The organism is Devosia sp. 2618 (assembly GCF_040546815.1).
GTDB lineage: Bacteria > Pseudomonadota > Alphaproteobacteria > Rhizobiales > Devosiaceae > Devosia.
Genome location: NZ_JBEPOO010000001.1, coordinates 3,364,455 through 3,390,960 on the forward strand (window position 1 = coordinate 3,364,455; position 26,506 = coordinate 3,390,960).

Genomic DNA, 26,506 nt, shown 5'->3' on the forward strand with positions numbered 1-26,506 from the left:
TCAGATTGCCCCGAAGACTTCGCTGAGCAGCAAGGTCTTCTGCCTGGTCATGTCGTGCAGCGTGTCGTGCATGCCTTCGCGACTATTGCCGCTGCCGCGATTGCCGCCAAATGGCAGGGTTTCGACGCGCACGGCCGTCGTGTGATTGACCACCACCGTGCCCACATCGAGCGCTTCATAAGCGCGCATGATGCGGCGCATATCGTTTGTGAAAATCGCCGCCTGCAGGCCATAGGGGCTGTCATTGGCGAGGACGAGGGCATCCTCGAATTCGTCATAGGCAAGGATCGGCAGCACCGGGCCAAAGGTTTCTTCGGCAAAGGCCGGCGTGCCCGGCGTGACGCCCGTGAGAATAGTGGGCGTAATGAAATTGTCGCGCCGCGTACCACCGGTGACCACGGTCGCGCCATCGGCAACGGCCTGGGCGATCTGGGCTTCGACGCGCTCGGCGCCCCGGCGATTGATCAGCGGCCCGACATCGGTGTCGCTATTGGATGGATCGCCGACGCGGAGGGTTTTGGTGATCGCGGTGACGGCCTCAAGCAGCGGCGCATAGACCGAGCGCTGCACCAGAACGCGTTTGACCGCGCAGCAGATCTGGCCATTGCCGCTGGTAAAGCGCCCCGCCACCAGCGCCGCCGCGACGGCCGGAATATCGGCGTCTTCGCAGACGATGGTCGCGTCATTGCCGCCAAGTTCGACATGAACTTTCTTGAGCGTCCTGGCGGCGACTTCGAGAATTCGGATACCGGCGGCTGTGCTGCCGGTCATGGTGATCATCTGTACGCCCGGCGCACGCACCAGCGCTTCGCCAACGTCGCGACCACCGGTCACGACTTGATGGGCCGCTTTTGGCAGACCGGCTTCTTCGAGATAGCGCGCGATTTCCAGCACCACCAGCGGGCAATCTTCGGGCGGCTTGGTGATGACGGCGTTACCGGCAGCGAGCCCACCGGCCACCTTGTGGCTCCACAGCTCGACCGGATAGTTGAACGGCACGATAGCGACCACAACGCCGACCGGTTCGCGCGTGGTCAGCGCCAGCGATTTCTCGCGGCCCGGAATGGTGTCGAGCGGGAAGGTGCGACCGAACAGGCGCTTGGCCTCTTCGGCATAACCGCGGAAGATGCGCGCGGCGACGCCGACTTCGCTGGTGGTTTCGGCCAGTCGCTTGCCGTTTTCGCGGCAGAGCAGCGCGCCAAGTTCGGCCTGATTGGCCTCGATGCGCCGCGCCACGGCTTCAAGAATTTCGTAACGCCGATAGGCCGGCAGGTCCGCCATCAGGCGACGGCCGGACTGCGCCGCAGCGACTGCCGCATCGACGTCAGCTGTGGTGGCACGTGGCACCGTATCGATGGCGTCGCCAGTCGCCGGATTGGCCACCGTATCGACGGTGCCGTCGGACGCCTGCGTCCAGATGCTGTTGATCAGCATATCCATCGATGATCGCTCCCCCGATACCGGCCTGGTCTTCTTGCTTGGCTTTCGGGGTAGTTCACAAATTGAAATGCGTCAACGAAAAATGATCTTGTGGCGAAATATCATTTGAACTATACGAATATTGAACAGAACGCTTTGCCGGGAAAATATGAGCTCGTTAGACACCAACATCAGCGCCACCGCCCTCAAGGCATTGTCTGTATTGGATTTTTTGGGCGAACAAAGGCGACCGCTCTCCGTCATTGATGTCGCGAGCGGCGTCGGCGCAGATCGCACCACGGCTTACCGCATGTTGATGACACTGGTGCAGGCCGGCTACGTCACGCGCGATGAAAGCGGCAAGAATTACGCGCTGAGTCTGAAGGTCCTGTCGCTGACGCGCAACCTGATCCGCGAAGATGATCGCGCGCTGCAGATCATTTCATGCATTCGCCAGATCGCCGACGAGACAGGGGAAACCGTCCACTATTCGGTGCTCGAAGGCGACAGCGCCGTGCTGCTGTTTCGCGCCAAGGGCACGCAGCGCGTCAGTGTCGATTTCCAGATCGGCGACCGCTCGGCCCTGCCATCCACCTCAATCGGCAAGGTTCTGCTGGCCTATCAGGATGCGCGCTTTGCCGATGCCGTCATCGCCAAGGGCCTGCCCCAAGTCGCGCCCAAGACCATCACCGATCCCGACGCCATGCGGCGCGAACTGACGCTGGTCCGCGCGCAACGCTATGCCTTTGACGACATGGAATTTGCCCCCGACATGCGCTGCGTCGCGGTCGCCGTGTTTGAACGCGGCGGCGTCGTACCGGGCGGCATCGCCATCTCCGGCCCCAGCAGCCGTTTCGACATGGCCAAGCTCGAACACCTGCGCGATATCCTGCTCAGCCACGCCCAAACACTCTCGGACAAGCTTGGCGGATAGCGCCCCAGACTCTCTCTTGCGAATGATTTGCAATTGCATTATGTGTTGATCAGTCCGATTGGAGTGTTCAATGCATCGTCGCCTTTTTTCCGCGCTTGTCCTGTCCACCGCCTTGCTCGCTGCCATGCCCGCCATGGCGCAGGATAAGCTCAAGGTGGTCACCACGTTCACCATCATCGCCGACATGGCGCGCAATGTGGCGGGGGATGCGGCCGATGTGGTGTCGATCACCAAGCCGGGAGCCGAAATCCATAATTACCAGCCGACGCCAGGCGATCTGATCGCGGCGCAGGGTGCTGACCTGATCCTGTGGAACGGGCTCAACCTTGAACAATGGTTCGAGCAGTTCCTGTCCAATCTGGGCATTGTGCCTTCGGCCGTTGTGTCTGACGGGATCGACCCGATGGGCATTGGCGAGGGTCCCTATGCGGGCAAGCCCAATCCCCATGCCTGGATGTCGCCTACCGATGCGCTGATCTATGTCGAGAACATGCGCAAAGCCTTTGCCGAGGCCGATCCGGCCAATGCCGAGACTTATGCGGCCAATGCGACGGCCTATTCCGAGCAGATCACGGCGACCGTTGCGCCGATCCGCGCCGCCATCAATGCCATTCCCGAGAACCGCCGCTGGCTGGCGACCTCGGAGGGCGCGTTCAGCTATCTGGCGCGCGATTTCGGGCTCAAGCAGCTTTATCTGTGGCCAATCAATGCCGACCAGCAGGGCACGCCACAGCAGGTGCGGCTGGTGATCGACGCGGTGCGCGAGAACTACGTCCCGGCGATTTTCTCGGAAAGCACCATTTCGTCCAAGCCCGCCGAGCAGGTGGCGCGCGAAACCGGCATCAAATATGGCGGCGTGCTTTATGTTGACTCGCTGAGCGAGGCCGACGGCCCTGTGCCCACCTATCTCGATCTGCTTTCGGTCACCACCAACACCATTGTGCAAGGCCTTAAAGAATGAACGACATGACGTCCGGCCTCGTTGTCAGCGACATTACCGTCGCCTATCGCAACGGGACCACTGCTATCAAGCATGCGAGTTTTTCCATTCCCAAGGGGTCGATTACGGCCCTTGTGGGGGTGAACGGGTCGGGCAAATCCACGCTGTTCAAGGCCATTATGGGCTTTGTGCCGCTCTCGGGCGGGTCGGTGGATATTCTGGGCGTCTCGGGCAAACAGGCGCTCAAACGCAATCTCGTCGCCTATGTGCCGCAGTCCGAAGATGTCGACTGGAACTTTCCGGTGCTGGTCGAGGACGTGGTGATGATGGGCCGCTATGGCCATATGAACATGCTGCGCCACCCCCGAAAGATCGACCACGACATGGTCACGTCGGCGCTCGAGCGCGTCAACATGCTCGAATTCCGCCACCGCCAGATTGGCGAACTATCGGGTGGACAGAAAAAGCGCGTGTTCCTCGCCCGCGCCCTGGCGCAGGAGGGTCAGGTGATCCTGCTCGACGAGCCGTTCACCGGCGTCGACGTCAAGACTGAAGACGCCATTGTCGAGCTGCTGCGCGCGCTGCGTGACGAGGGCAAGGTGATGCTGGTATCGACGCACAATCTGGGTTCGGTGCCAGAATTTTGCGACCGCACCGTGCTGGTCAAGGGGACCGTTCTGGCCTCCGGGCCAACTTCGGAAATCTTCACCCGCGAATGGCTCGAAGTCACCTTCGGCGGCGCCTTGCGCCACTTCGTTCTGGCCGGCGCAGATCTGCATGACGACGATGATCCGCGCCATATTTCGGTGCTGACCGATGATGAACGCCCGCTCGTCATGTATGGCGAAAAGGGCAAGATGACCACCAAGCAGTCGGATCGGGTCGAGGAATGATCGAACACCTGCTGCTGCCGTTCAACTACCACTACATGATCAACGCCATGTGGGTTTCCGCCCTTGTCGGCGGGGTCTGCGCGTTTCTGTCGGCCTATCTCATGCTCAAGGGCTGGTCGCTGATCGGGGATGCGCTGTCGCACTCCATCGTCCCCGGCGTTGCCGGGGCCTATATGCTGGGCTTGCCCTTTTCCATCGGCGCGTTCTTTTCGGGCGGGCTGGCGGCGGCGGCCATGCTGTTTCTGACCCAGCGCACCAAGCTCAAGGAAGACGCCGTCATCGGGCTGATCTTTACCGCCTTTTTCGGGCTGGGTCTGTTCATGATTTCGCTGTCGCCGACCTCGGTCAACATCCAGACCATCGTCATGGGCAATATCCTGGCGGTGACGCCCGAGGATACACTGCAGCTGGTGATCATTTCGGTAGTGACGCTGGTCGTGATGTTCTTCATCTGGAAGGACCTGATGGTCACGTTCTTTGATGAAAGCCATGCCCGCTCCATCGGGCTCAATCCGCCGCTGCTGCGCGGCATCTTCTTTACGCTGCTCGCTGCTTGCACCGTTGCGGCGATGCAGACGGTGGGCGCCTTCCTCGTGATAGCCATGGTGGTGACACCCGGCGCGACAGCATACCTCCTCACCGACCGCTTCTCGCGGTTGATCCTGATCGCCATTGCCGTGGGCACGCTGTCCTCGCTGTTTGGCGCCTATATCTCGTTCTTCCTTGATGGCGCAACGGGCGGAGTGATCGTGGTGCTGCAAACCATCGTGTTCCTCCTCGCTTTCTTTTTCGCCCCCAAGCATGGATTGCTGGCAGCCCGTCGCCGCGCTGCCGTGGAGATCGCCAAATGAGCGAGTTTTTGATCTACGCGCTGTGGCCGTTCCACTTTCCATTCATGACATCGGCCATGGCGATTGCCGTGATGGTGGCCATTCCGACGGCTCTGCTCTCGTGCTTCCTCGTGCTCAAAGGCTGGTCGCTGATGGGCGACGCCATCTCCCATGCCGTGCTGCCCGGCGTAGTGCTGGCCTATATCGTCGGCCTGCCGCTCGGCATCGGGGCGTTCGCGGCCGGTATGGGTTGTGCGCTCTCGGTGGGCTATCTCAAGGAAAACAGCCGCATCAAGGAAGACACCGTGATGGGCGTGGTGTTTGCCGGGCTGTTTGGCCTGGGCATCGTGCTCTACACGTCGATCCAGACCGATGTGCATCTCGACCATATTCTGTTCGGTGACATTCTGGGCGTCAGCACGGGCGATCTGATCCAGACGGGCATTATCGCCCTGGTGGTAACCGCCATCGTGCTCGCCAAATGGCGCGATCTGCTGCTCTTCACCTTCGATCCGCAGCAGGCAGGCGCAATCGGTCTGCCAGTGCGGGTGCTGCATTATGGGCTGCTGGCGCTGTTGTCGCTGACCATCGTCGCGGCGCTGACGGCGGTTGGTATCGTGTTGGTCATTGCGCTCCTGGTCGCGCCCGGCGCTATCGCCTATCTCATCTCCAAGCGCTTTGCGCCGATGATGCTGATTGCGGTTGCGGTCTCGGTGCTGAGTTCGCTGGTCGGCATCTATGCCAGCTTTTTCATCGACAGCGCTCCAGCCCCAACCATCGTGCTGCTGATGAGCGCGACGTTCATCGTGACGTTTATCGTGACCACCCGGCGGAAGCCGGCTGTGGTGGCTGCTGCCTGACCAAAAACTCGATCGTCACCCTCGGGCCTGACCCGAGGGTGTTGCACTTGTTGTGGCTCCGTGAAGTAAAGTCCCCTCGGGTCAAGCCCGAGGGTGACGCGCGGTGGGCGAGAAATCCCCCTTATCCCCGCCCATTCATCCAGCCGGATACTCCCGACAAAGGAGATCCTCATGGACCATACGCCCCGCCTCACCCTGCCCTTCATCATGCCGAGCCAGGCGCAAAAGCATGTGACGCATAACCAGGCCATCCAAACCCTCGACGCGCTGGTGCAACCTGTCGTCGAAAACCGGACAATCACCACGCCACCCACGACGCCGCTCGAGGGCGAGGCCTATCTCGTGCCCTCCGGCGCGACGGGCGCGTGGTCGGGCCACACCAACGAGATCGCAGCCTACCAATCGGGCGCGTGGAGCTACCTCGATCCGGCCGAAGGCTGGCAGGTCTATGTCAAAGCCAACAAGACCCATTACGTGTTCGATACCGGCGCCTGGGTGCCGGTGGCGTCGCTGGGCGCAGGCCTAGTGCGCCTTGGCATTAACACCACGGCCGACACCACCAACCGACTGGCAGTCGCCGCCGCCGCGACTTTGCTCAACCACGCGGGCAACGGGCATCAGGTCAAGATCAACAAGGCGACGGTCAGCGATACGGCGAGCCTGCTCTATCAGAGCAATTTCTCCGGCCGCGCCGAAATGGGTCTGGCGGGCGACGACAATTGGCGGCTCAAGGTCAGCGCGGATGGCACGGCCTGGATCAACGCACTGACGGTCAATGCGTCAACCGGCGCAACGACGGTCGCGGCAACATTCCGCCCGGCTACGGACAATGCCATGACACTGGGTGGATCGGGTGCACGCTGGTCGGCGGTGTGGGCGGCGACCGGGACGATCCAGACGTCGGATGCACGGCAAAAGACCGACATTGCGCCGTCCGATCTCGGGCTGGATTTTGTCCTGGCGCTCAACCCGGTGAAATATCGCTGGGCGGTCGGCGGCAACGAGGATGGTGCGGCGCGTGCGGGTCGCCGCACGCATTATGGGTTGCTGGCGCAGGAGGTGTTGGCGGCGCTCGGGGGGCGCGATTTTGCCGGGCATGTGCTGGCGGATGCGGGGGACGCCGAGAGTGAGCAGGGACTGCGCTATGAGGCGTTTATCGCGCCGTTGATTGCGGCGGTGCAGGAGTTGGCGCGGCGGGTAGAGGTGTTGGAAAAAGGCAAGGATACCCCCACCTAGCCTCCCCCTGAAAAGGGGAGGAATCTGGCCGGTGGATCTGGCGAGATGTTGCCACACACTCGATGTGGTCCCTCCCCCTTTTCAGGGGGAGGTTAGGTGGGGGTACTCTTCCGTAACCCCAAAACCAGAAACCTAGTTCGCCGGTGGCTGTGCCATCAGTTCCCAGACATTGCCTTCGCTATCCTCGAAATACGCCGAATAGCCCCATTCCGATTGCGTGCCGTCGGTGATGATGGCGCCGCCGGCGATCAAAACCTTGCGCAGGATGTCGTCGACTTCGGCGGGGCTGGCGGCCTGGTGGCTGAGCACGAAGCCCGGCGTGCCGGCGATGGCGACATCCTTGCCGGCCGTTTGGGCGATCTGCTCGCGGGGGAACAGCACGAAGGAGAAGTTGTCGTTGAAAAAGAACGCGACGTGATCTTCGCCGGCGCCGATCTGTTCGTCGGTAATGTCGAACAGCGCGCGATAGAAGGTGAAGGCGCGCTCCAGGTCGTCGACCCCGACGGTGATGATGGAAATCGATGGCTTCATGGGGCGGCTCCTACGGTCTGGCTCGTTCCATGCTTTACCCCATGGGGTCAGCGATAGTCCACCGGAGTGGTTTTGGCGAATACCCCACCTAGCCGTAATAGACGCTGATCCGCTGGCCACCGATTTCGTGGACCTTGATGTCCATTTCGTAGATATCGGCCAGAACCGAAGGAACGATCATTTCGGTGGCGGTGCCTTGCGCGGCGACTTTGCCGTCTTTCATGGCGACGATGTAATCGGAATACCAGGATGCGAAATTGATGTCGTGCAGCACCAGCACGACGGTCTTGCCCAGCTCGTCCGAGGCTTTGCGCAGCATTTTCATCATGCCCATGGCATGCTTCATGTCGAGATTGTTGAGCGGCTCGTCGAGCAGCACATAGTCGGTGTCCTGACACAGCACCATGGCAACGAAAGCGCGCTGGCGCTGGCCGCCGGAGAGCTCATCGAGGAACCGGCCAGACAGTTCATTGAGGTTGAGATAGCCGATGGCATTGTCGATATGGACTTTGTCTTCGACCGTCAGGCGACCCTTGGAATAGGGGTAACGGCCAAAGCTCACCAGATCATGGACGGTCAGGCGCGCCGTCATGTGGTTTTCCTGGCGCAGGATCGACAGGCGCTTGGCGAGCACGTCGCTGGCGGTCTTGGTGACGTCGAGCCCGTCAATGGTGACGCTGCCCTTGTCCATGCTCATCAGGCGGCTGACCATGGACAGCAGCGTCGATTTTCCGGCGCCATTGGGGCCGATAATCGAGGTGATGCCGCCCTTTGGCAGGTTCAGCGTGACGCCATCGACCACACAGCTATCGCCGTATTTCTTGGTGACCTCGGTGGTGACGATCATCGGGCCGATCTCCGCAACACTAGGAATATGAATACGATGCCACCGAGGAACTCGATGATGATCGAAAGGGCGGTGTCGAACTCGAAGACGCGTTCGAGCAGGGTCTGGCCACCGACCAGGCAGATGATGGCCAGCAACACCGAGGCAGGCAGCACATATTTGTGGCGGCTATTGCCGACCAGCGAATGGGCCAGCGTTGCCACCAGCAGGCCAAAGAAGGTGATCGGCCCGACCAGCGCCGTCGATACCGAGACCAGTACCGCAATCAGCGCCAGAATGATGACCACGGTGCGCTTGTAATCCACGCCCAGATTGATCGCCTGCGAGCGGCCGAGGCCGAGCACGTCATAGGTGTGCATGATGCGCCAGCCGATAGCGCTGACGGCCAGCACGATGATGCAGGATATGCCCAGCAGCGTCGGATCGGTGGTGGCAAAGCTGGCATACATGGTGTCCTGCAGCACGTTGAACGCGCCGGGATCGAGCATGCGCTGCATCAGGCTGCTGATCGAGCGGAACAGGATGCCAAAAACGATGCCAACCAGCACCAGCAGGTGCAGGCTCCGCTCCTCACCCAGAAACAGCCAGCGGAACAGGATCAGCGCGAACACCACCATGACGGCGACTTCGAGCACGAACTGGAACTGGGTATCGATTGAGATCAGCGCGCCGATGCCAAAGAAGAACACCATGCCGGTCTTGATCAGCACATAGAGCGCGTCAAAGCCCATGATCGAGGGCGTCAGGATACGATTATTGGTGACGGTCTGGAACAGCACGGTCGAGACCGCCACCGCATAGGCGACAAGGATCAGGCCGAGCAGTTTCTTGCCGCGGAACGACAGCACGAAGCTCCAGCTGCCCTTGGCGCCCAGCGTCATGAAACAGACGACCGAGATCACCGCGACGATGGTCAGGATGATCAGGACCAGCGCCGGCCGGGAGAGTTTAACTGGCATGGCGACGGGTCCGCAGCAACAGGTAGAGGAAGATCACGCTGCCCACGACACCGACCACGACGCTGATCGGGATTTCGTAGGGGTAGCGGATCAGGCGGCCGACGATGTCGCAGATCATGACGAACGCGGCGCCCCCCACGGCCACCCAGGGCACGGTGCGGCGCATGTTGTCGCCGACGGTCAGGCTGACGATGTTGGGAATGATCAGACCCAGGAACGGGATCGAACCGACCGATACCAACACAACCGCACTGACGATGGAGACAATGATCAGGCCCAGGATCATCACATGCTTGTGGTTGAGGCCCAGATTGGTGGTGAAGTCGCGGCCCATGCCGGCGACGGTGAAACGATCAGCGGCGATATAGGCGATGACGCAGCAGACCAGCCCGAGCCAAAGCAGCTCATAGCGGCCACGCAGCACGCCCGAGAAATCGCCCATGCTCCAGGCCATCAGCGAGGCATTGAAACCCATGCGATAGGCGAAAAACGAGGTGAGCGAACCGATGACGCCGCCCAGCATGATGCCGACCAGTGGCACCAGCAGCACATCGCGTAGGGGCACGGCGCGCAGCACGCGCAAAAATAGCGCCGTACCGGCCAGGGCAAATGCCGCGGAGATCAGCATCTTGCCCATCAAGGGCCAACCGGGCACGAAAATGGTGGCGACCAGAAAGCCGAGGCTCGCCGATTCCGTGGTGCCGGCGGTCGATGGCTCGACGAAGCGGTTGCGCACCACCATCTGCATGACGAGGCCGGCAATGGCCATCGAGGCGCCGGCCAGCAAAATGGCAAGGGTGCGCGGGATGCGGCTGATCAACAGCACCTGCATCGGCCGATCTTCGGCACTGGATGACAGCAGGGAGGCGATTGAAACATCGCTCACCCCGACAAAGAGACTGACAATCGCCAACCCGAGGGTGACGAAGATGGCTATGACCAGATATCGCAACCGGCTGCCCCAATCGGTGCCGTAGAAAAACGAGAACCCGGCAGCCTGGGGCTGCCGGGAGAAGGCTTGTGGCCTAGGCTTAGCTGTTGAGCGCTGCCAGAACTTCGTCAAGCATCAGGGTGATGCCGGTATAGCCGTTCATTGTGATGTAGGCGGCCTGTGGATCAACGTAGACGACATGGCCTTCCTGAGCGGCCTTGGTCTGGTTGAACAGCTCGTTGTCGAGCAGGGCTGCAGCGGCGCCAGCGCTTTCGCCGGTGCCGGCATCGCGGTCGACCACAAAGACCCAATCAGGGTTCAGTTCGAGCAGGAATTCGAACGTAACGGCATCGCCGCCGTGATCGCCGTCCTTCACTGCGGCCAGAGCCGAAGGCATGCCGATTTCGTTGTAGATCCAGGAGACGCGCGAATCGGCGCCGTAAACGCCGAGCTTGCCGGCATTGGTGACGATGACGATGGCATTGCCCTTGCCTTCGGCAGCGGCTTTGACTTCGGCAACCTTGGCATCGAGCGTTGCGATCAGCTCATTGGCCTTGTCTTCGACATCGAAGATCTCGCCCAGCGTCCGCAGGTTGGCTTCGAGACCACCGATGATGGCGCCATTGTTGACCGACAGGTCGACGGTTGGGAGGATGTCCTTGGCGGTTTCGTAGGCCTTGGCCGAACGACCAGAGACGAAATAGACGTCCGATTCCGACGCTGCGATGCCTTCAAAGTCTGGCTCGAACAGCGAACCGATCTTGAGGGCGTCGGCTGGCACGTCGCCAGCGAGATAGCCTGGAGCATTGGATGCTGGCACGCCGGCGACTGGAATACCCAGTGCAGCGAGGTTGTCGAACGAGGCCCAATCCTGCACCAGCACCTTGGCCGGAACGCCGGAAATCGTCGTTTCGCCCTGTGGGTGGGTGATGACCTTGTCCTGCGCCACGGCAGTCATGGCGCTGAAGGAAACGGCGCCGGCAACAAGGGCGGCGAACAGTGCGGGGGTACGGGTGAGCTTCACGGAGGCTTCCAATCCAGGTTGTGAAAGGGAGCACGGCCAATTTATGACTGAGCTTATCCGGTTTCCTAACCGCATGGATGGGGGGAGTCAAAAGATAATATGACGCATCCGCTCATCAAAAATGGGCCGGCCGGACTAATCCGGCCGACCGATCAGGATCAGGACTTGGCCAGCAGATTGCGCAGCTTACCGATGGCCGTCGCATTGTCTTCGCGATAGGCGATGGTGCCCTGGAACTGGCCCTTGGAATCGAGCAGGAAAACCGAGGCGGTGTGGTCCATGGTGTAGTCGCCGTCTTCGAGCGGCACCTTGGCGTAATAGACGCCCCAGCCCTTGGCGATGGCCGCGATCTGGTCTGGCGTACCGGTGACGCCGGTGATGCGGTTGCTGACCCAGCTGACATAGTCCGACAGGATTGCGGGGGTGTCGCGCTCGGGGTCGATAGTGACGAAATAGGCGTGGAGGTTCTTGCCTTCGTCGCCAAGCGTTTCAAACCAGGCGCTCATTTCGGCGAGCGTCGTCGGGCACACTTCGGGGCAATGGGTGAAACCGAAAAACAGCGCCGAAGGATGGCCGACAAACATGGTCTGGTCGACCGGATTGCCGTTCTGGTCGACAAGGTTGAATGTCGCGGTGCCAAAGGTGCTGGCAACGGGCTGGGCAGGCTGGCGCAGCAGGAAGGTGGCGCCGATTGCGCCGGCGCCAATCACGGCAACCGCAACCCAGAGCCAGACACGAACAGTCTTGAGAGCGGCCATCAGTGATTGTGTCCTGCAGGGGTTGGCGCATCGGCGGCGGTCGATTCAACCGTCAGCGGCACCTCCACCGAGCCGGCTTTTTCAAAATTCAGCGTCACGTTGACGGTCTCGCCGAGCACGAAGGGCTGTTTGAGCTTCATGAACATGATGTGGTAGCCGCCCGGCGACAACACGACGGTTTCGCCGGCGCCGATCTCGATGCCATCGGACAGATGGCGCATCTTCATGATGTCGTTCTGCAGCGCCATTTCGTGGATCTGCGCATCGGCGGCGACGTCGGAGCTGACCGACACGAGACGGTCGGCTTCAGTGCCGGTATTTTCGATGGTCATGAAGCCACCGCCGACCGGGGCATTGGGCAGGGTGGCGCGCGAAAAGGCGCCCGAGATATTGAGCGCACCCTGATGGATGACATTGTCCTGGGAGAAGGCAGGCGTTGCGATAAGCAGAGCTGCAGCAAGGGCAGCATGGGCAAAACGGATCATGATGAATTCCGGTGTTTGAACAGGTCTGAGACGGCCGTGGGGCCGCAAGGGTCAGACCAGAACCGGCGGTCCGCGCGGCCCGCCGGGCGGGGCCAGCTGCACCGGGAAAAACCGGGCCGTATTCGGACGCGCGATGGCGGCGGGCGATGGGGTCAGTGGTGCAGTAAGCACGCCGAAAACGGGCAGCGCAATGTCGGTCTTGCCGACACCATTGGCTGGGCATTTGGCGACCAGCACATCGCGGTCGTTGCCCTCTGCGCCGATCGGATTGCACAGCACCCAACCGGCATCGAGCGTGACATAGCCCAGTTGCTGAAACGCCACCTGGCTGGCACGCGCCTGATGCAGCGGCGCCAGCATGGTCAGCAGATAGATGGCCAGCACGGCGAGGGCCGTCCCGATCTCTCTGCTCATGGTGCGCTTGGTGTGCATGGGACTTTCCTAAGCGGGATTGGCGACCCGCTCAATGGCCGCGTTGTCGCGGTTGGTTATATGCTCGGAACGTACGTCTCGCTGCACAGCGCGATGAAGCTTTTCATGGCGGCCGACAGGGGCGTTGATTTACGGCGGGCGACCAGCAATTGGCGCAGGGCCCATGGCTCGCCGAGCGGGGCGCAGACAAGGTCGGTGCCCGCGAGCAGATGCAGGCTCGTCGAGCGCAGGAAACCTATACCGAAACCGGCTTCGACCATGCGCACCAGCGCCGGAAAGCTTTCAACCCGCACATTTTCGACCAGCGGCTTGCCCATCTTGCGCGCAGCTTCACCCACCAGCCGATCGAGCGATCCGGCGTGGTGAATACCGACGATGGGATAGTCGGTGACGCGGTCAAAACCGATATCGCGACGTGGCTCGATTTCGCCGGCCAGCGCATGATCAGGCGGCGCCAGCACCCAGACGCGATCATCCTCGAAGGGTTTGATCTCGAACCGGGTGAAATCATAGTGGTCCGAGACGATGGCGATATCGGCGCGGCCCTCGTCCAGTGCCAACAACGCCTTCGCCGCGCCCATTTCCTGAATGTCGAGGTCGATGCCGCTGTGGCGCTTGGCGTAACGCGCCAGCAGTTCAGGCAAGCGACCGGTCAAAGCGGAACTGGTGCAGGCCAGACGCAGGCTGCCGCGCTGGCCGGTGCTGAAATCGGCCATGACGGCATCGAGATCGGCGATGGCGCGCAACACCGTGCGGCAGCCCTCGGCATAGGCTTCGCCAGCAGTGGTCAGGCGCACGCCCTGCGCCGAGCGATCAAACAGCACCACGCCGAGACGGCTTTCGAGATCGGAGACGCGCCGGCTCACGGCAGACGAGGCTATGCCCTCGCGCTCGGCGGCGCGGCCAATCGAGCCGGTTTCGGCCAATAGCAGGATGAGGCGTGCCGTGACGCTGTCGAAAGGTGCCATTCCATCTCCCCAGATGATTGGCTCCATAAAAACCATCACGCGCCGAAAGCCAAGGCGATGCCGCGCGAAAGATAGAAAATACCGATGGCCGTCACGACCCAGCGCGTCCAGCGTTTGAAATTGGCGTCGGTCAGCCGCTGCAGGATCCAGTGGCCCAGACTGGTGCCAGCGATGGCAAAAGGACCGGCCACCGCGACCCAGATCCATTCCGATCCCGACAGCACCATGGTGGCCTGCCAGTAGAACAGCACTTTGGAGAGATGGGAGATGACCTGCGTCGCCGACTTGGTGGCGATGATGGCGCGGCGGTCCATATCGGTGCGGATAAAGAAAACATCGACGGTCGGCCCCGACACACCCACCGCCAGATTGAGCCCACCACCCAGCATGCCGCAGACAAAGGCATGGTGGGGCTTATTGGCATCAAGCTGCAGCCACGAGCGCGGAATCCAGACCAGGATCGGCATCATGCCGATGGCGATATAGACCGTCATCAGATCGGGCGTATAGCGCAGCAGATACAACAGCAAAGCGGCCGTCATCAGACCCATGATGATGAAGCCCAGGCTGCGCCAGTTGATGTGGTGGCGCGAGAACCAGGCGCGCGAGCCATTGGCGATGATCTGGATCATGCCCTGCACGGCAATGGCGGTGCCGACCGGCAAAACAGCGAGCAGGATGGCCAGCAGGACCAGCCCGCCCGCCATGCCAAAAACGCCCGATAGCGTGCTCGTCAGGAAAACCGCCACGATCAGCGCGGCGGACACTAGCAGGGTCATTAGTTCATCCTCAACACCGCATCGTCATGCGCCCGGGCGCGTGCCTTGGCCATGACGATTGCGGCATGAGGGGGTGCCGGAAGCCAGTGCGGTTAGCGGCTGCGGATCTGCGACTGCCCCAGCGCCGGGAAGTAATCCTGCGCCGTTGGGGCCAGCAATTCGGGAATATCGGCCAGCTTGACGGTCAGCAGATCCTCGGTGCATGCAAAGATCACATGCGGCAGATCGACCAGCGAAAACACCACCGTGTCGCCGGGCGCAAAGCGCAGGCCCAGATTTGTCGCGATCAGATCATCGATGCCGCATTCTTCGTCGAACTCGGCGTCCTCGCCCTTGGCGCGGTTGGCGACGACATAATCGATCAGCGTCTTGTCAGCGCCCCAGAAATACGTCTCCGGCGCCTCGAGCGCTGCGGCCTGATCGACCGCGCTGCCGTAATCGTCAATGCTTTCGGTGGCGATCCAGTCATTGAAAATATAGGCCAGCGGCAGCGGTTCGCCGGTTTTGGCGTCGAGCACGATGCTGCTGAAATGGTTGTCGGGATAGGCGCCGGTGCAATAGGTGCTGCCGCCTTCGGTCCAGCCCAGCACCGTGGGAGAGAGATAGGCGATCTCGACGTTTTCCTCGTCCCAGCCGGCCAGCGTGCCGGTCTCCATATTGATGGTATATTCATTGGCGCCAAAGCCGGCATAGACCTGGCTCAGGCAATCGAAGGCGAAGGAATTGAGCGTCGTGTGGCGGCGTTCGAGCGCCTGATTGGCCTGTTCCACCGACGAGCCATCCGAGAATGACAGGATGCGCGGGAAAGCGAACTTGGTGCGCGGATCGGTGACATAGCGATAGGTCGAGCCCTCCAGCGTTTGCTCGGGGCCGGTGGTGTAGGGAACTTCCATCTTGGCAAACATGTAAGGCGCGGTGTGCGGAGCAAAGATGGCGCCGGACGTGTAGGTCAGCGACTGTTCGCTGTCATAAAGCCCATATGGGGTGATCTCTGTGTCGTCCGACAGCGTGCGCGCGCCGATCTGGGTCAGGGTGACATCGAAGCTCTTGCCGCCCTTGGCCTTGTCCTGCCAAGTGCCAGTCAGCGTCTTGCCATCGGCCGACGGCGTCAGTGTCCAGATCGCGCCGATGGGCGTGTCAGTCACGTCGCCGTTCTCGTCCTGCACGCAGGTGGTCTCGGTGCAGGGCGCTTCCTCGGCCAGCTTGATCGCGCCATTGGCGCCATCCATCAGATCGAGCGGAATGTCGCCGCCCTTGTTGAGATAGCTATAGCGACCCACCAGATGCCCTGTGCTGGGGCTTGCCAGTTCAGCGAGGATCTCGAGTTTTCCCAGCGTGCCCTTGTAGACAATCGCATCGACTGCAAATGCAGGCGTCGTGGCGAGCAGGGCTGCGGCAAGGATAGCTAAGCGCATGCGATATCTCCGATTTTTGCCGGAGATTAGCAGATCGGGAGAGGCTGCATAGGGTTGCTGGGATACCCCCACCTAGCCTCCCCCTGATAGGGGGAGGAACCCGCGCGGTGAGTGAGCGCGATGGTGCCACGTCTCCGATCTGTCCCTCCCCCTTTTCAGGGGGAGGTTAGGTGGGGGTACTCTTTAGAACCCCAAAGTCAGGAAGGATAACCCTCCCGGCCTCCCCCACGGGGGGAGGAGAAGACAGCTCAGGTACTCGCCGCCCGCGCATTGGCCTGGCTCACCAACTCATCGGGGATGTCGTCAAAGCTGGCATAGTTCATGTTGTAGAGCTTCGCGTAGAGGCCGTCTTTTTCCATCAGCGCGTCGTGATTGCCGGTCTCGATCAGTTCACCGTTCTGCAGCACGATGATACGATCAGCGCCGCGAATGGTGGCGAGGCGATGGGCGATCACCATGCCGGTGCGGCCTTCGAGCAGCGTCAACAGCGCCTTTTGAATCTGGCGTTCGGTGTAGCTGTCGATATTGGCCGTCGCCTCGTCGAGCACGAGTATCTTGGCATCGGCCACCAGCGCGCGGGCAAAGCTGAGGAGCTGCCGCTGCCCGAGCGAGAGGTTCGACCCGCGCTGTTCCAGCACACCGTCATAGCCGCCGGGCAGGCGCATGATAAATTCATGCGCACCCACCGCCTTTGAGGCATTGATGACGTCTTCGCGCGTCGCCGAAGCCTTGTTATAGCGGATGTTGTCGAAGACGGTGCCAGTGAACAGGAACGGCTCCTGCAGCACCATGGCGACCTGCTCGCCCAGCGATTCCTGGGTGACGTCGCGCACGTCGTGGCCACCGACCAGCACGGCGCCGGAATTGACCTCATAGAACCGGTGCACCAGCGACATGGCCGAGGTCTTGCCCGAGCCGGTGGGCCCGACCAGCGCAACCGTCTCGCCGGGCTTGACCACGAAGCTCACATTCTTGAGCACCGGACGGTCGGCGCTATAGCCGAACACCACGTTCTTGAACTCAACCGAGCCATCCATGTCGCGGGTCAGCTTGATGGCGTCGGGTTTGTCGTTGATCGAAGACGGGATATCGAGCACTTCAGTGATGCGGCGACCCGAGGTCATGGCGCGCTGCATGATCGAATATTGCATGGTCAGCGAGCGGATCGGATCAAAGAACCGCTGGATATAGAAGATGAAAGCGACAATGACGCCGATCTCGAGGCTACCGTTGAGCACGAGCGAGCCACCCACAACCACAACGATCGCCATGGCGATGCCGGTCAGGCTATCGACAATCGGCACCATGACCTGGGCAAATCGCGAACCGGTCAGCTGGGTCTGGAGATTGTTGAAGGCCTTGTCGTCATAGAGGTCGAAATTGACCTTCTGGCGATCAAGATTCTGCACCGTGCGCACGCCATTGATGCCTTCGGCCATGGCGCCTGCGGTGATCGAATTGGTTTCATGCGCCGCCCAGAAGGCGCGCTTGGCCGGTGGCAGCCAGAAAATGCGGACGATAAACAGCACCGGCATGGTGGAGAGCGTCAAAAGCCCCAGCCGGAAATCGAGCGTCAGCAGCACGACGACAATGCCGACCAGCAGCACCATGTCACCGACCGAGATCACCGAGGTTTCCAGAAACTCCTGCATGGAGTTCACGTCGCCCTGCAAGCGGCTCATCAGGCGGCCGACTTCGGTCTTGTCCATAAAGCTCAGCGACACGCGCTGCAGCTGTGCGAACATGGCGCGGCGCATGTCGAACAGCACGTTTTCCGCGACCTGCCCCACCTGGCTCTCCTGCACCCAGGAGGCGCCGAAATTGATGACGACGACAACGGCAAAGGCCGCGACGGCCCAGGCCAGATTGATGGAATCCCCGCCCTGCGTCATGCCACTGTCGATGGCGCGGCCGATGATCAGCGGGATCGCCAACTGCGTCGCGGTAAAGATCAGAACGGCGGCGACCGACAGGTAGATCTTGAGCTGATATGGGCGCACAAAAGCCCAGATGCGGCGCACGGTCTTTGGGTCATAGGCCTTGCCGAAAATTTCCTCTTCGATGCGGTGGCTGCCCACGCTGGCGCGCGGCGGACGCTGGCCGGGAAATGCTGCAACGTCGCGGTCGTCTTCTTCGATGACGCTCATTGGGCGGCGCTCCCGATTTCGAGGTCTTCATTGGGTCGGGTTTGCAGATCGTAGAGCGCGCGATAGCGACCATTCTTGGCCAGCAGTTCTTCGTGACTGCCCTGCTCGACGATCTTGCCGCCATCAAGGAACAGAATGGTGTCGGCATGCAGCAACGAGCTCAGGCGATGGGAAATCACCAGCGTCACGCGATCCTTGGCATAGCGGCGAATGGCGCTGCGGATACGGTGTTCGGTGCCGGCATCGATGGCGGCGGTCGAGTCATCAAAGACCATCACTGCAGGCTTGAGCACGAGGCTGCGCGCAATCGACAGACGCTGGCGCTGTCCACCCGACAGCGACACACCGCGTTCGCCCACCACCGTGTCATAACCAGCAGGAAGGCCCATGATGTAATTGTGCAGTTGGGCGCTTTCCGCCGCCTTTTCGATCTTGGTTTCCTTGGACCATGGATCGCCATAGGCGATGTTGTTTTCGATGGTGGTGGTGAACAGGAATGAGTCCTGCTGCACCACGGCGACCGAACGGCGCAGCGATTGCAACGAGACTTTGCTGACATCCTGCCCATCGATGGTGATGCGGCCGCCGCTGACATCGTAAAAGCGCGGAATGAGGTGAGCGAGTGTCGACTTGCCGGCGCCCGGCGCGCCGACAATGCCCACGGTCTGGCCAGCGCGAGCCTCAAACGTTACGCCATCGAGCGTTGCGTGATTGGCGCCGGGATAGGTGAACTGCACATTCTCGAACCGCAGCGTGCCGTCCGTGACCTTGAGGTCAGGTACGCCCGGCGCATCGGCGATATCGAGTGGCTGATCGAGAAAACCGAAGAAACGGTCGCCGCAGGTCGAGGCCCGGGCGAAGGAATTGACCATCAGGCCGAGCTGACGCACCGGCATCTGCAGGATCGTCATGAAGGTCAAAAAGCTCGCCAGCGTGCCGACGCTCATCTCGCCGGCGATCACCTTGTTGCCGCCGAACCAGAGCACCAGCCCCATGGCGATAAAGAACGAGAAGGTCATGGCAGACGTGTTGCGCACGCGGACATACACGCGCTGATGCGAAAGCTCCAGCGCTTCCTTGGAGGCATGATCGAACTTGTTGAGTTCGAACTTCTGGCCGGAAAAAGCGCGCACGACGCGGATACCGCCGAGGTTTTCTTCCATCACTCGGGTCAGGGCCGAAAGCTTGCCCTGCAGATCGATCCAGGTCTGGCGCAGGGTCAACTGCGCCACCGACGAGCGCCAGGCAACGAAGGGCACAAAGCTCAGCGCGAGCAGGCCCAGCACCGCATCGGTGCTGATCAGCATGAAGGCGCCGACGCCGATCAAAACGCTCAGCAGGATGGTGCGCACGAAGCCGGTCGAAAAGAACATGCGCAGGCCATCGAGATCGAGCAGACCCAGCGTGATCAGGTCGCCGCTATGGACCTTGTCGTGATAGGAATAGGACAGGCGCTGCACCTTGTCGTAAAAGGCCAGCCGCAGCTCGTAGCCGACGTGATGGCCGACCGATTCCGAATAATAGTTCTGGATCAGCGTGAAAAAGCCACGCGCCACCGAGACGCCCAGCAGGGTCATGGCGCTCCAGAACAGCGCCTGTTGCGCGCCCTCCCCGGCTGTTGTCAGAATGCCCTGAGCCTGATCGACGGCGCTGCCGAGCAGGCGCGGGATCAGCAATTGCAGCACCGACGCCACCACGGTCGCACCAATCGCGGCAGCGGCCTGCCAGGGATGGCGGAACGAATAAAGCGTAATTCGCAACAGTGGGCCAAGCCCCTTACCCGCGTGGGCCGCGGCCACATGTGCGTGTGCATCGCCGCGTGAATGGACGCGGCCAGCCTTGTCGGTGGTCAAGGAAGTATCCAGACTTCAATATATGTGTGGGGTTCGAACGGGCGTGGCGCCAACCGGTGCCGGATCGAACAAATCAACTCGCCCGATCAATCAACGCCCATTCGCCCTGCCATTCAAGACCGAACTTGCGCAAAATTTGTCCGTTGTGGCGCTAATTTGGTCGTAGTTGACTTATTGCGGCGCCGTGAGGTCGGGATAGATCAGCGCCGAGCACTGCCGGTTCTGCGCATCAAGCTGGGCCTGCTGGTCGGCATTGACCAGGCCCGAATAAATGGCGTCCCACAGATCGTTACGCTCGACCCCTTCAAGACCACACTGGCAATAGGTGGTGCACATCTCGGCCGAAGTGCCGCCCTCGGTGCAGGAGCTCTGGCAGGAGGCGAGGAAATCATGCCCGCGCATGGCGATCTGGGGCTGCATGATCTGGGCCGCGGGATAGATGATCCCCAGCAGGATTGGCTGGTGCAGCAGATAGATCAACAGGCTCCAGCGCCCGAGAAAGGCCAGAAGGCGCGGCAGGCGGCCGGTGGGCGCAATGGCCGACAGACGCGTCGACAGGCTTGAGGCCAACACCAGTCGCGTGGCGATAATGCCGAGCAGCGTCACGCCAAACCAGGGAAACACCGGCACCAGATCATTGGCCGGCGGCGGGATCTGCCAGAAGCCGATCCAGGACCAGATCTTCTCGTTGAACAGCGCATCGGATAAAAAGAACGGCAGCGCGATGATGACGACGGCGGCAATGATCGCCAGCCAGATCGGCGTGCGCACGAAGGCCAGCCCCATCAGGCTGAACAGCGCGATGGCGTGCAGAACGCCGAAATAGACAAAGCTTTCGGGGAAGGCAAAATAGGTCGCCAGCGTGATGGCCAGCGCGCCCAGCACGACAAAGATCCAGCGCCGCCAGAAACTGGCCCAGCGAATACCGCGCCCATGGCCGAGCACCAGACCGACGCCGACGAGGAACACAAAGACCGCGAGAATGCTGCGCGCGATCAGCACCCATTGCGGGTCATAACCGACATCGGCCGCGATGAAGCGGAAATAGCTGAGGTCCCAGCACAGGTGGTAGGCGATCATGGCGATGATCGCGATGCCTCTGGCAATATCGACGATGGCGAAGCGGGGACGGGGCGAAGCGGTATCGGTCATGGCGCGCACAATGGCGCGCCGGCCCGTTCGGTTCAATCGCCAAAAGCGACCTTAGGGCTAGCGCGGGGCGCGCTTGGCCAGAATACGCTGCAGGGTGCGGCGGTGCATGTTGAGGCGGCGCGCGGTTTCCGAGACATTGCGGTCGCAGAGTTCATAGACGCGCTGGATATGCTCCCAGCGCACGCGGTCGGCCGACATCGGATTTTCCGGTGGCTCGGGCTTGTCTTCGCCGGTGGCCAGCAGTGCATTGATCACGTCGTCAGCATCGGCAGGCTTGCTGAGATAATCGACGGCGCCAAGTTTGACGGCAGTGACGGCGGTCGCGATATTGCCGTAGCCGGTCAGCACCACAGCCCGCGCATCGGGGCGCTTGGTGTGAAGGGCCGAAACCACTTCAAGGCCATTACCATCTTCGAGGCGCAGGTCGACCACTGCATAGGCGGGTGGACGCTCGGCCACGGCGGCGAGGCCGTCTGCAACGGAACCGGCAATGCGGACATCAAATCCGCGCCGCGCCATGGCGCGTTCCAGTCGCTGCAAAAACGCCGCGTCGTCATCGACAAGCAGCAGGCTTGGGTCGGTGGCTAGTAGGTCTTCGATCGTGCTCATGGGTGTCATTTAGGCCCAATGCGACAAAAGGTCAAAATGTGGCGCGTGCCAGCGTCAATATGCGTTAATTGGTCACCCCATATCGACGGCGCTGCGCGGCCAGACAATGCGCACCCGGGCATGGCCGTTGGCGGCGATATTCTCAAAAGCCAGCCGCCCGCCGGTGCGTTCGAGCAAGGTCTTGGCGATAAAGACACCCAGTCCCAGCCCGCCGGGCTTGCTCGCATCGGGACCATGCGGATCGCGGGGGCGGCTGGTGACATAGGGCTCGCCGAGCCGGGCGATCAGTTCGGGCGCAAAGCCGGGACCATCATCGGTGATCGTCACCGATACGGAATCCTGATCCCAGGACGACTCGACGCGCACCGTGCTGCGGGCAAAGTCGGCGGCGTTTTCGATGAGGTTGCCGAGACCATAGAGCAGGCCGACGCTGCGCAGGAAGACCGGCGGCGGACCAGCCGTGTCTTCGGCGTAAAACAGGATCGCCTTGCCGAGCGCCTCATGCGGCCGCGCGACTTCGGCGAGAAGATCGGTGAGCGGCACGGCGGCAAAGGGATCACCGCCATCGCTGCCCAGATTCCGCAGCTTGGCGAGAATGGCGCGACAGCGCGCCGCCTGTTCGATGATCAGTTCGACGTCACTGGCCAGATCGCTGCCCGGCTCGGCTTCAGCGCGCATTTCCTTGGCGGCGAGCGCAATGGTGGACAAAGGCGTGCCCAGTTCGTGCGCAGCGGCGGCGGCAAGGCCATCGAGCGCCGAGAGCTGTTCCTTGCGCGACAGAGCAAGCTCGGTCGCGGCCAGCGCGTCGGCAATCTGGCGCGCGTCATGGGCCACGCGGTTGGTATAGGCCGAGACAAACACCACGCCGCAGACAATCGAAACCCAGATGCCGATGATATAGACGCGGTTAAAGACGATCCGGTCATTGGGCGCCCAGGGCAGCGGCAGATGCCAGACCGACAGGATCGAGGCGATCACGGCCGCGAGCAGCGCGATCAGGAACGTCGCGCGCTGCGGCAGTGTCGTCGCCGACACCGAAACCGGCGCCAGCAGCAGCAGCGAGAACGGATTTTCGAGCCCCCCCGTCAGCGCCAATAGCCCGCCAAGCTGGCAGAGATCGAACACGATCTGGCGCGCAGTCGAGCGCGAACTGGGGCGATGCGACACACCGATCTTGAGCACCAGCCACAGATTGAGCCCGGCCGAGATGGCAATCAGCAAAAAACACGGCAGCAGCGGCACCGGAAAACCGAGGCCAAAGGCGACAAAAAGCACCCCGATGGTCTGCCCGCCCACCGCCAGCCAGCGCAGCAGAACCAGGGTTTGCAGGCGCAATGGGCGCCAGGTGGATGGCAAAGGCAGGCCATCGGCCTGTGTCATGGTCATTTCAGGTCCCTCTTGGGGCAAAATCTGCTTCCGTCATAGGACGCAAAACTTTCGTTTCAAGACCAAAAAACAGCAGGCACAGCATTGATCCTACCCCAGCGAGGGCCACGTTATGGACATCGTGACTGGGAGAATGACATCGAAATGAACACAGCAATCATCAAACCTCAATGGTCCCCTCTGACCATCGCTCTCATGGTGCTCGGCTTTATCGCCTTCTGGCCGCTTGGCCTGCTCGTCCTCGGTTATATCCTGTGGGGCGAAAAGTTCGGCGGCTCGCCAGAAAAGGCGCAAGCCTACTGGAACAAGGGCAAGTCCTGGTGCAGTTCCAACAAGGGCGCGCATCGCAACTGGAACAACCGGAGCTATGGCATGAACTCGAGCGGCAACGCAGCCTTTGACGACTACCGCGCCGAACAGCTCAAGCGCCTCGAAGAAGAGCGCGCTCGCCTCGACGCCGAAATCGACGCCTTCCACGAATATATGGCCAACCTCAACAAGGCCAAGGATCGCGAAGAATTCGACCGCTTCATGAACGACCGCCGCGGTTCGCGCCAGGGCTACAATGAGCCAACCCAGACCAATGGCGACACCAACAATAACAATGGCTGGGGCAATAACGGCTAACGCCCGCCCCACCTGTTTTCTCCTCCCCAAGCCGGTCGTTCCCAACGACTCAACTGGCGTCCCGCAAGGGGCGCCATTTTTTGTGTGGTTGGGAGTGCGGCACGCCCTCGTGGTTCGAGGGTCGCTCCGCTCCCACCTCACCATGAGGGTTACTCTTGGTGCGGTATATGAACAGCCCTCATGGTGAGGTGCGCGTTCTTCACGAGCCTCGAACCACGAGGGCGTGCCGTGATACAATCTCCCGACTCAAATCAGAGCCCCAATGAACCTGTTCTTCCGTTCCAAGCCCAAGATCCCGGCCAGCACTGTCATCGAGATCGATGGCAAGCCGGTTACGGTGACCGTGCGCGTCAATGCGCGGGCGCGGAGCTATCGGCTGTCGATTCCCCATAGCGGGGGCCCGCTGCTCACCCTGCCGCCGCATGGCAAATGGGCCGAGGCCGAAGCCTTTCTCGGACGCCATCAGAACTGGCTGGCGGCACGGCTCAAGCGCGCGCCCGAAGTCACGAGCTTTACCGATGGGGGCGTCGTGCCCCTGCGCGGCGTCGAGCATCGCATTGTCGGCACCGGGCGTATTCGCGGCCGGGTCGAGGTCAGCGAGATCGAGGGTGAACCGGTGCTGCTGGTGCCGGGCGACCCGGCGCATCAGGCGCGGCGGCTGGTCGACTGGCTCAAGGATGAGGCGCAGGCCGATCTTGAAATCCGCAGCGCCATTCATGCCGAACGGCTCGGCGTTACCGTCAAGACCATCAAGATGCGCAGCCAGGCCAGCCGCTGGGGCTCGTGCTCATCGACCGGAAATATCAACTACAACTGGCGCCTCGTGCTGGCGCCGCCCTTTGTGCTCGACTATGTCGCGGCCCATGAAGTGGCCCATCTGGTCGAGATGAACCATTCGGCCGCGTTCTGGGCGACGGTCAAGCGCACGCTGCCCGATATGGAAAAGGGCCGAGCCTGGCTAAAAACGCATGGCAGACAGCTGATGGCGCATGGCGGATAAGGGTCAAACCTCCGTGAAGTTATCGATCCTTATACAGTCCTGTCCTAAAAGGACGCCATGCAGCGCTTTATCACTGTAATTGCGCTGGTTTTTGCTCTCGCCACGGTTGGCGGGGCGACCACCAGCCACAGTCTGGCTTACTCGAGTGTGCCCATGGCCATCTCGAGCGATCCTGCATGCAGCGAGCATATCACCCCGGTCGTCGTCAGCTTTAAAGTTTGCGGCAAGAAGAGCTCGGGCATCGTGATGCCCTGTGGCCAGCATATTGGCCTGATGAGTGAGGTTGCCGCGCTGCCCGCATTGCCGAATGGCGATGAGCACGATGCTCTCGTCACATGGGCCAGCGGATCGGACCCGTGCGAGACTTTGCTGCGCCCCCCGCGCGCCGCCTGACAGGCAAGTCTCTCCTCCCGTATTCCAGCATCGCGACCGCAGGGTTGCGAGAAAGTTTGTTTTGATGATCAGTCTCACCCAGGCGCCGTCGATGACGCGCCGCCAGCTCCTCGTTGGAGCCGCAAGCCTTTCCGCGCTGGCTCTCGCCGGTTGCGCCACCACCACGCCACAGGCGCCTGTCGTTCAGGGCCCGACGCGCTACAATGTGCCACCCGATGTGCTGTCGATGTATGCGGCGCGCCCCGAGGAGGACTTCCCGGTTCCCGCTGCCGACGTTTCGATGGTCGAGCCGACCTATTGGCGTCAGGAAGTCGACAACCCGACCGGCCAGCCAGCCGGCAGCGTTGTCGTCGATACAAGCAACTTCTTCCTGTACTGGACCATGCCGGACAACCGGGCCATGCGCTATGGCGTGGGTCTGGGCCGCGCCGGCTTTGAGTGGAGCGGCACGGGCCACATCGCCTACAAGCGCAAGTGGCCGGTCTGGACCCCACCGGGCGAAATGGTCGACCGCCAGCCCGAGCTTGAAATGTACCGCCACGGCCAGCCCCCTGGCCTGCTCAATGCTTTGGGCGCCCGCGCGCTCTATATCCACCAGGGCAATCGCGACACCATCTATCGCGTACATGGCACCATGGACCCATCCACCATCGGCAAGGCCGTCTCGAGCGGCTGCGTCCGCCTTCTGTTCCAGGACGTCATGGACCTCTACGACCGCGTCCGGTCGGGCAGCCCGATCATCGTCGCCTAAACACAAAAGGCCGCCCCACCGGGCGGCCTTTTTGTTTGTGGGTGTGTGGGAAGTGGAGCGAGCCAACGGCCCATCAACGCCACGCCCTCTTGGTTCGAGGCTCGCAAAAACTCGCACCTCACCATGAGGGCTGTTGTTGGTGCGGTGTTCCAGCAGGGCTCCTACAACCAGCTATCTAGTAGCCCTCATGGTGAGGTGCGAGGCCCCTTGCCGAGCCTCGAACCACGAGGGCGTGACCCAGCTTCATCATACGCACCGGACTGCCCCCTCTCCCCTGAGGGGAGAGGGTTGGGGTGAGGGGTTCAGAGGTTGGCCCAAGCATGGTGATAGCACCAGCGCTGAACCCC

Annotated in this window: 27 protein-coding genes; 10 read left to right on the forward strand and 17 right to left on the reverse strand. The window is 61.7% G+C overall.

What is annotated here, in order from left to right:
* Window positions 1–1,440, reverse strand: coding sequence for an aldehyde dehydrogenase family protein (locus ABIE28_RS16645; protein ID WP_354064855.1), 1,440 nt, complete (start codon window positions 1,438–1,440; stop codon window positions 1–3).
* Window positions 1,441–1,588: 148 nt separating this feature from the next.
* On the opposite strand from ABIE28_RS16645, the gene ABIE28_RS16650 reads away from it, so the two are divergent.
* The 6 genes from ABIE28_RS16650 (at window position 1,589) to ABIE28_RS16675 (ending at window position 7,112) form a co-directional block, all read left to right on the forward strand.
* The gene (locus tag ABIE28_RS16650; protein ID WP_354064857.1) at window positions 1,589–2,353 is read left to right on the forward strand and encodes an IclR family transcriptional regulator; all 765 of its coding nucleotides are present in this window, start codon (window positions 1,589–1,591) and stop codon (window positions 2,351–2,353) included.
* 70 nt (window positions 2,354–2,423) lie between these two features.
* Window positions 2,424–3,314, forward strand: coding sequence for a metal ABC transporter substrate-binding protein (locus ABIE28_RS16655; RefSeq protein WP_354064859.1), 891 nt, complete (start codon window positions 2,424–2,426; stop codon window positions 3,312–3,314).
* Complete coding sequence (locus ABIE28_RS16660; protein WP_502913401.1) at window positions 3,311–4,186, forward strand: manganese/iron ABC transporter ATP-binding protein; 876 nt, start codon at window positions 3,311–3,313, stop codon at window positions 4,184–4,186. Before ABIE28_RS16655 ends, ABIE28_RS16660 begins: the two co-directional genes overlap by 4 nt.
* Complete coding sequence (locus tag ABIE28_RS16665; RefSeq protein WP_354064861.1) at window positions 4,183–5,037, forward strand: metal ABC transporter permease; 855 nt, start codon at window positions 4,183–4,185, stop codon at window positions 5,035–5,037. The genes ABIE28_RS16660 and ABIE28_RS16665 overlap by 4 nt, the downstream gene beginning before the upstream one ends.
* Window positions 5,034–5,876 (forward strand): metal ABC transporter permease, encoded by an 843-nt coding sequence (locus ABIE28_RS16670; protein ID WP_354064863.1) that lies wholly within the window; start codon window positions 5,034–5,036, stop codon window positions 5,874–5,876. The genes ABIE28_RS16665 and ABIE28_RS16670 overlap by 4 nt, the downstream gene beginning before the upstream one ends.
* Before the next feature lie 171 nt (window positions 5,877–6,047).
* A complete protein-coding gene (locus ABIE28_RS16675) occupies window positions 6,048–7,112 on the forward strand; it encodes a DUF2793 domain-containing protein (protein WP_354064865.1) in 1,065 nt (354 codons plus the stop codon).
* Between the two features lie 132 nt (window positions 7,113–7,244).
* On the opposite strand, the gene ABIE28_RS16680 is transcribed toward ABIE28_RS16675, so the two are convergent.
* From ABIE28_RS16680 to ABIE28_RS16755, 16 genes are all read right to left on the reverse strand, one after another.
* On the reverse strand, window positions 7,245–7,643 hold the full coding sequence (locus ABIE28_RS16680) for a VOC family protein (protein ID WP_354064867.1): 399 nt from the start codon (window positions 7,641–7,643) through the stop codon (window positions 7,245–7,247).
* A gap of 88 nt (window positions 7,644–7,731) precedes the next feature.
* Window positions 7,732–8,490, reverse strand: coding sequence for an iron ABC transporter ATP-binding protein (locus ABIE28_RS16685; RefSeq protein ID WP_354064869.1), 759 nt, complete (start codon window positions 8,488–8,490; stop codon window positions 7,732–7,734).
* Window positions 8,487–9,449: an iron chelate uptake ABC transporter family permease subunit gene (locus ABIE28_RS16690; RefSeq protein WP_354064871.1), complete on the reverse strand. Its 963-nt coding sequence runs from the start codon at window positions 9,447–9,449 to the stop codon at window positions 8,487–8,489. Before ABIE28_RS16690 ends, ABIE28_RS16685 begins: the two co-directional genes overlap by 4 nt.
* The gene (locus ABIE28_RS16695; protein WP_354066472.1) at window positions 9,439–10,401 is read right to left on the reverse strand and encodes an ABC transporter permease; all 963 of its coding nucleotides are present in this window, start codon (window positions 10,399–10,401) and stop codon (window positions 9,439–9,441) included. The genes ABIE28_RS16690 and ABIE28_RS16695 overlap by 11 nt, the downstream gene beginning before the upstream one ends.
* A 79-nt stretch (window positions 10,402–10,480) precedes the next feature.
* Window positions 10,481–11,404, reverse strand: coding sequence for a siderophore ABC transporter substrate-binding protein (locus ABIE28_RS16700; protein WP_354064873.1), 924 nt, complete (start codon window positions 11,402–11,404; stop codon window positions 10,481–10,483).
* A gap of 158 nt (window positions 11,405–11,562) precedes the next feature.
* Complete coding sequence (locus ABIE28_RS16705; protein WP_354064875.1) at window positions 11,563–12,162, reverse strand: SCO family protein; 600 nt, start codon at window positions 12,160–12,162, stop codon at window positions 11,563–11,565.
* Window positions 12,162–12,647, reverse strand: coding sequence for a copper chaperone PCu(A)C (locus tag ABIE28_RS16710; protein WP_354064877.1), 486 nt, complete (start codon window positions 12,645–12,647; stop codon window positions 12,162–12,164). Before ABIE28_RS16710 ends, ABIE28_RS16705 begins: the two co-directional genes overlap by 1 nt.
* 51 nt (window positions 12,648–12,698) lie before the next feature.
* Window positions 12,699–13,079 carry a hypothetical protein gene (locus ABIE28_RS16715; protein ID WP_354064879.1) on the reverse strand — a complete coding sequence of 127 codons (381 nt, stop codon included), beginning with the start codon at window positions 13,077–13,079 and terminating at the stop codon, window positions 12,699–12,701.
* A gap of 56 nt (window positions 13,080–13,135) precedes the next feature.
* Complete coding sequence (locus ABIE28_RS16720; protein ID WP_354064881.1) at window positions 13,136–14,047, reverse strand: LysR family transcriptional regulator; 912 nt, start codon at window positions 14,045–14,047, stop codon at window positions 13,136–13,138.
* 35 nt (window positions 14,048–14,082) lie between these two features.
* Window positions 14,083–14,826, reverse strand: a complete 744-nt coding sequence (locus tag ABIE28_RS16725) for a TSUP family transporter (protein WP_354064883.1) — start codon at window positions 14,824–14,826, stop codon at window positions 14,083–14,085.
* 92 nt (window positions 14,827–14,918) lie between these two features.
* Window positions 14,919–16,241: a hypothetical protein gene (locus tag ABIE28_RS16730; RefSeq protein ID WP_354064885.1), complete on the reverse strand. Its 1,323-nt coding sequence runs from the start codon at window positions 16,239–16,241 to the stop codon at window positions 14,919–14,921.
* 248 nt (window positions 16,242–16,489) lie between these two features.
* Window positions 16,490–18,388, reverse strand: a complete 1,899-nt coding sequence (locus ABIE28_RS16735; protein WP_354064887.1) for an ABC transporter ATP-binding protein — start codon at window positions 18,386–18,388, stop codon at window positions 16,490–16,492.
* Window positions 18,385–20,241 (reverse strand): ABC transporter ATP-binding protein, encoded by a 1,857-nt coding sequence (locus ABIE28_RS16740; RefSeq protein ID WP_354064889.1) that lies wholly within the window; start codon window positions 20,239–20,241, stop codon window positions 18,385–18,387. Before ABIE28_RS16740 ends, ABIE28_RS16735 begins: the two co-directional genes overlap by 4 nt.
* Before the next feature lie 171 nt (window positions 20,242–20,412).
* Window positions 20,413–21,393 (reverse strand): acetyltransferase domain-containing protein, encoded by a 981-nt coding sequence (locus ABIE28_RS16745; protein WP_354064891.1) that lies wholly within the window; start codon window positions 21,391–21,393, stop codon window positions 20,413–20,415.
* A 57-nt stretch (window positions 21,394–21,450) separates the two neighbouring features.
* Complete coding sequence (locus ABIE28_RS16750; RefSeq protein WP_354064892.1) at window positions 21,451–22,002, reverse strand: ActR/PrrA/RegA family redox response regulator transcription factor; 552 nt, start codon at window positions 22,000–22,002, stop codon at window positions 21,451–21,453.
* 72 nt (window positions 22,003–22,074) lie between these two features.
* Entirely contained in the window at window positions 22,075–23,388 is a 1,314-nt protein-coding gene (locus ABIE28_RS16755) for an ActS/PrrB/RegB family redox-sensitive histidine kinase (protein ID WP_354064894.1), read from the reverse strand.
* A gap of 144 nt (window positions 23,389–23,532) precedes the next feature.
* Here ABIE28_RS16755 and ABIE28_RS16760 point away from each other — a divergent pair, with 144 nt between their 5' ends.
* The 4 genes from ABIE28_RS16760 to ABIE28_RS16775 all read left to right on the forward strand — a co-directional run bounded on the left by ABIE28_RS16760 (window position 23,533) and on the right by ABIE28_RS16775 (window position 26,159).
* Window positions 23,533–24,015 (forward strand): DUF2852 domain-containing protein, encoded by a 483-nt coding sequence (locus tag ABIE28_RS16760; protein WP_354064896.1) that lies wholly within the window; start codon window positions 23,533–23,535, stop codon window positions 24,013–24,015.
* A gap of 262 nt (window positions 24,016–24,277) precedes the next feature.
* On the forward strand, window positions 24,278–25,015 hold the full coding sequence (locus tag ABIE28_RS16765) for a M48 family metallopeptidase (protein ID WP_354064898.1): 738 nt from the start codon (window positions 24,278–24,280) through the stop codon (window positions 25,013–25,015).
* A gap of 57 nt (window positions 25,016–25,072) precedes the next feature.
* Window positions 25,073–25,408, forward strand: coding sequence for a hypothetical protein (locus ABIE28_RS16770; protein WP_354064900.1), 336 nt, complete (start codon window positions 25,073–25,075; stop codon window positions 25,406–25,408).
* Between the two features lie 64 nt (window positions 25,409–25,472).
* On the forward strand, window positions 25,473–26,159 hold the full coding sequence (locus ABIE28_RS16775) for a L,D-transpeptidase (RefSeq protein WP_354064902.1): 687 nt from the start codon (window positions 25,473–25,475) through the stop codon (window positions 26,157–26,159).
* Window positions 26,160–26,506 lie beyond the last annotated feature (347 nt).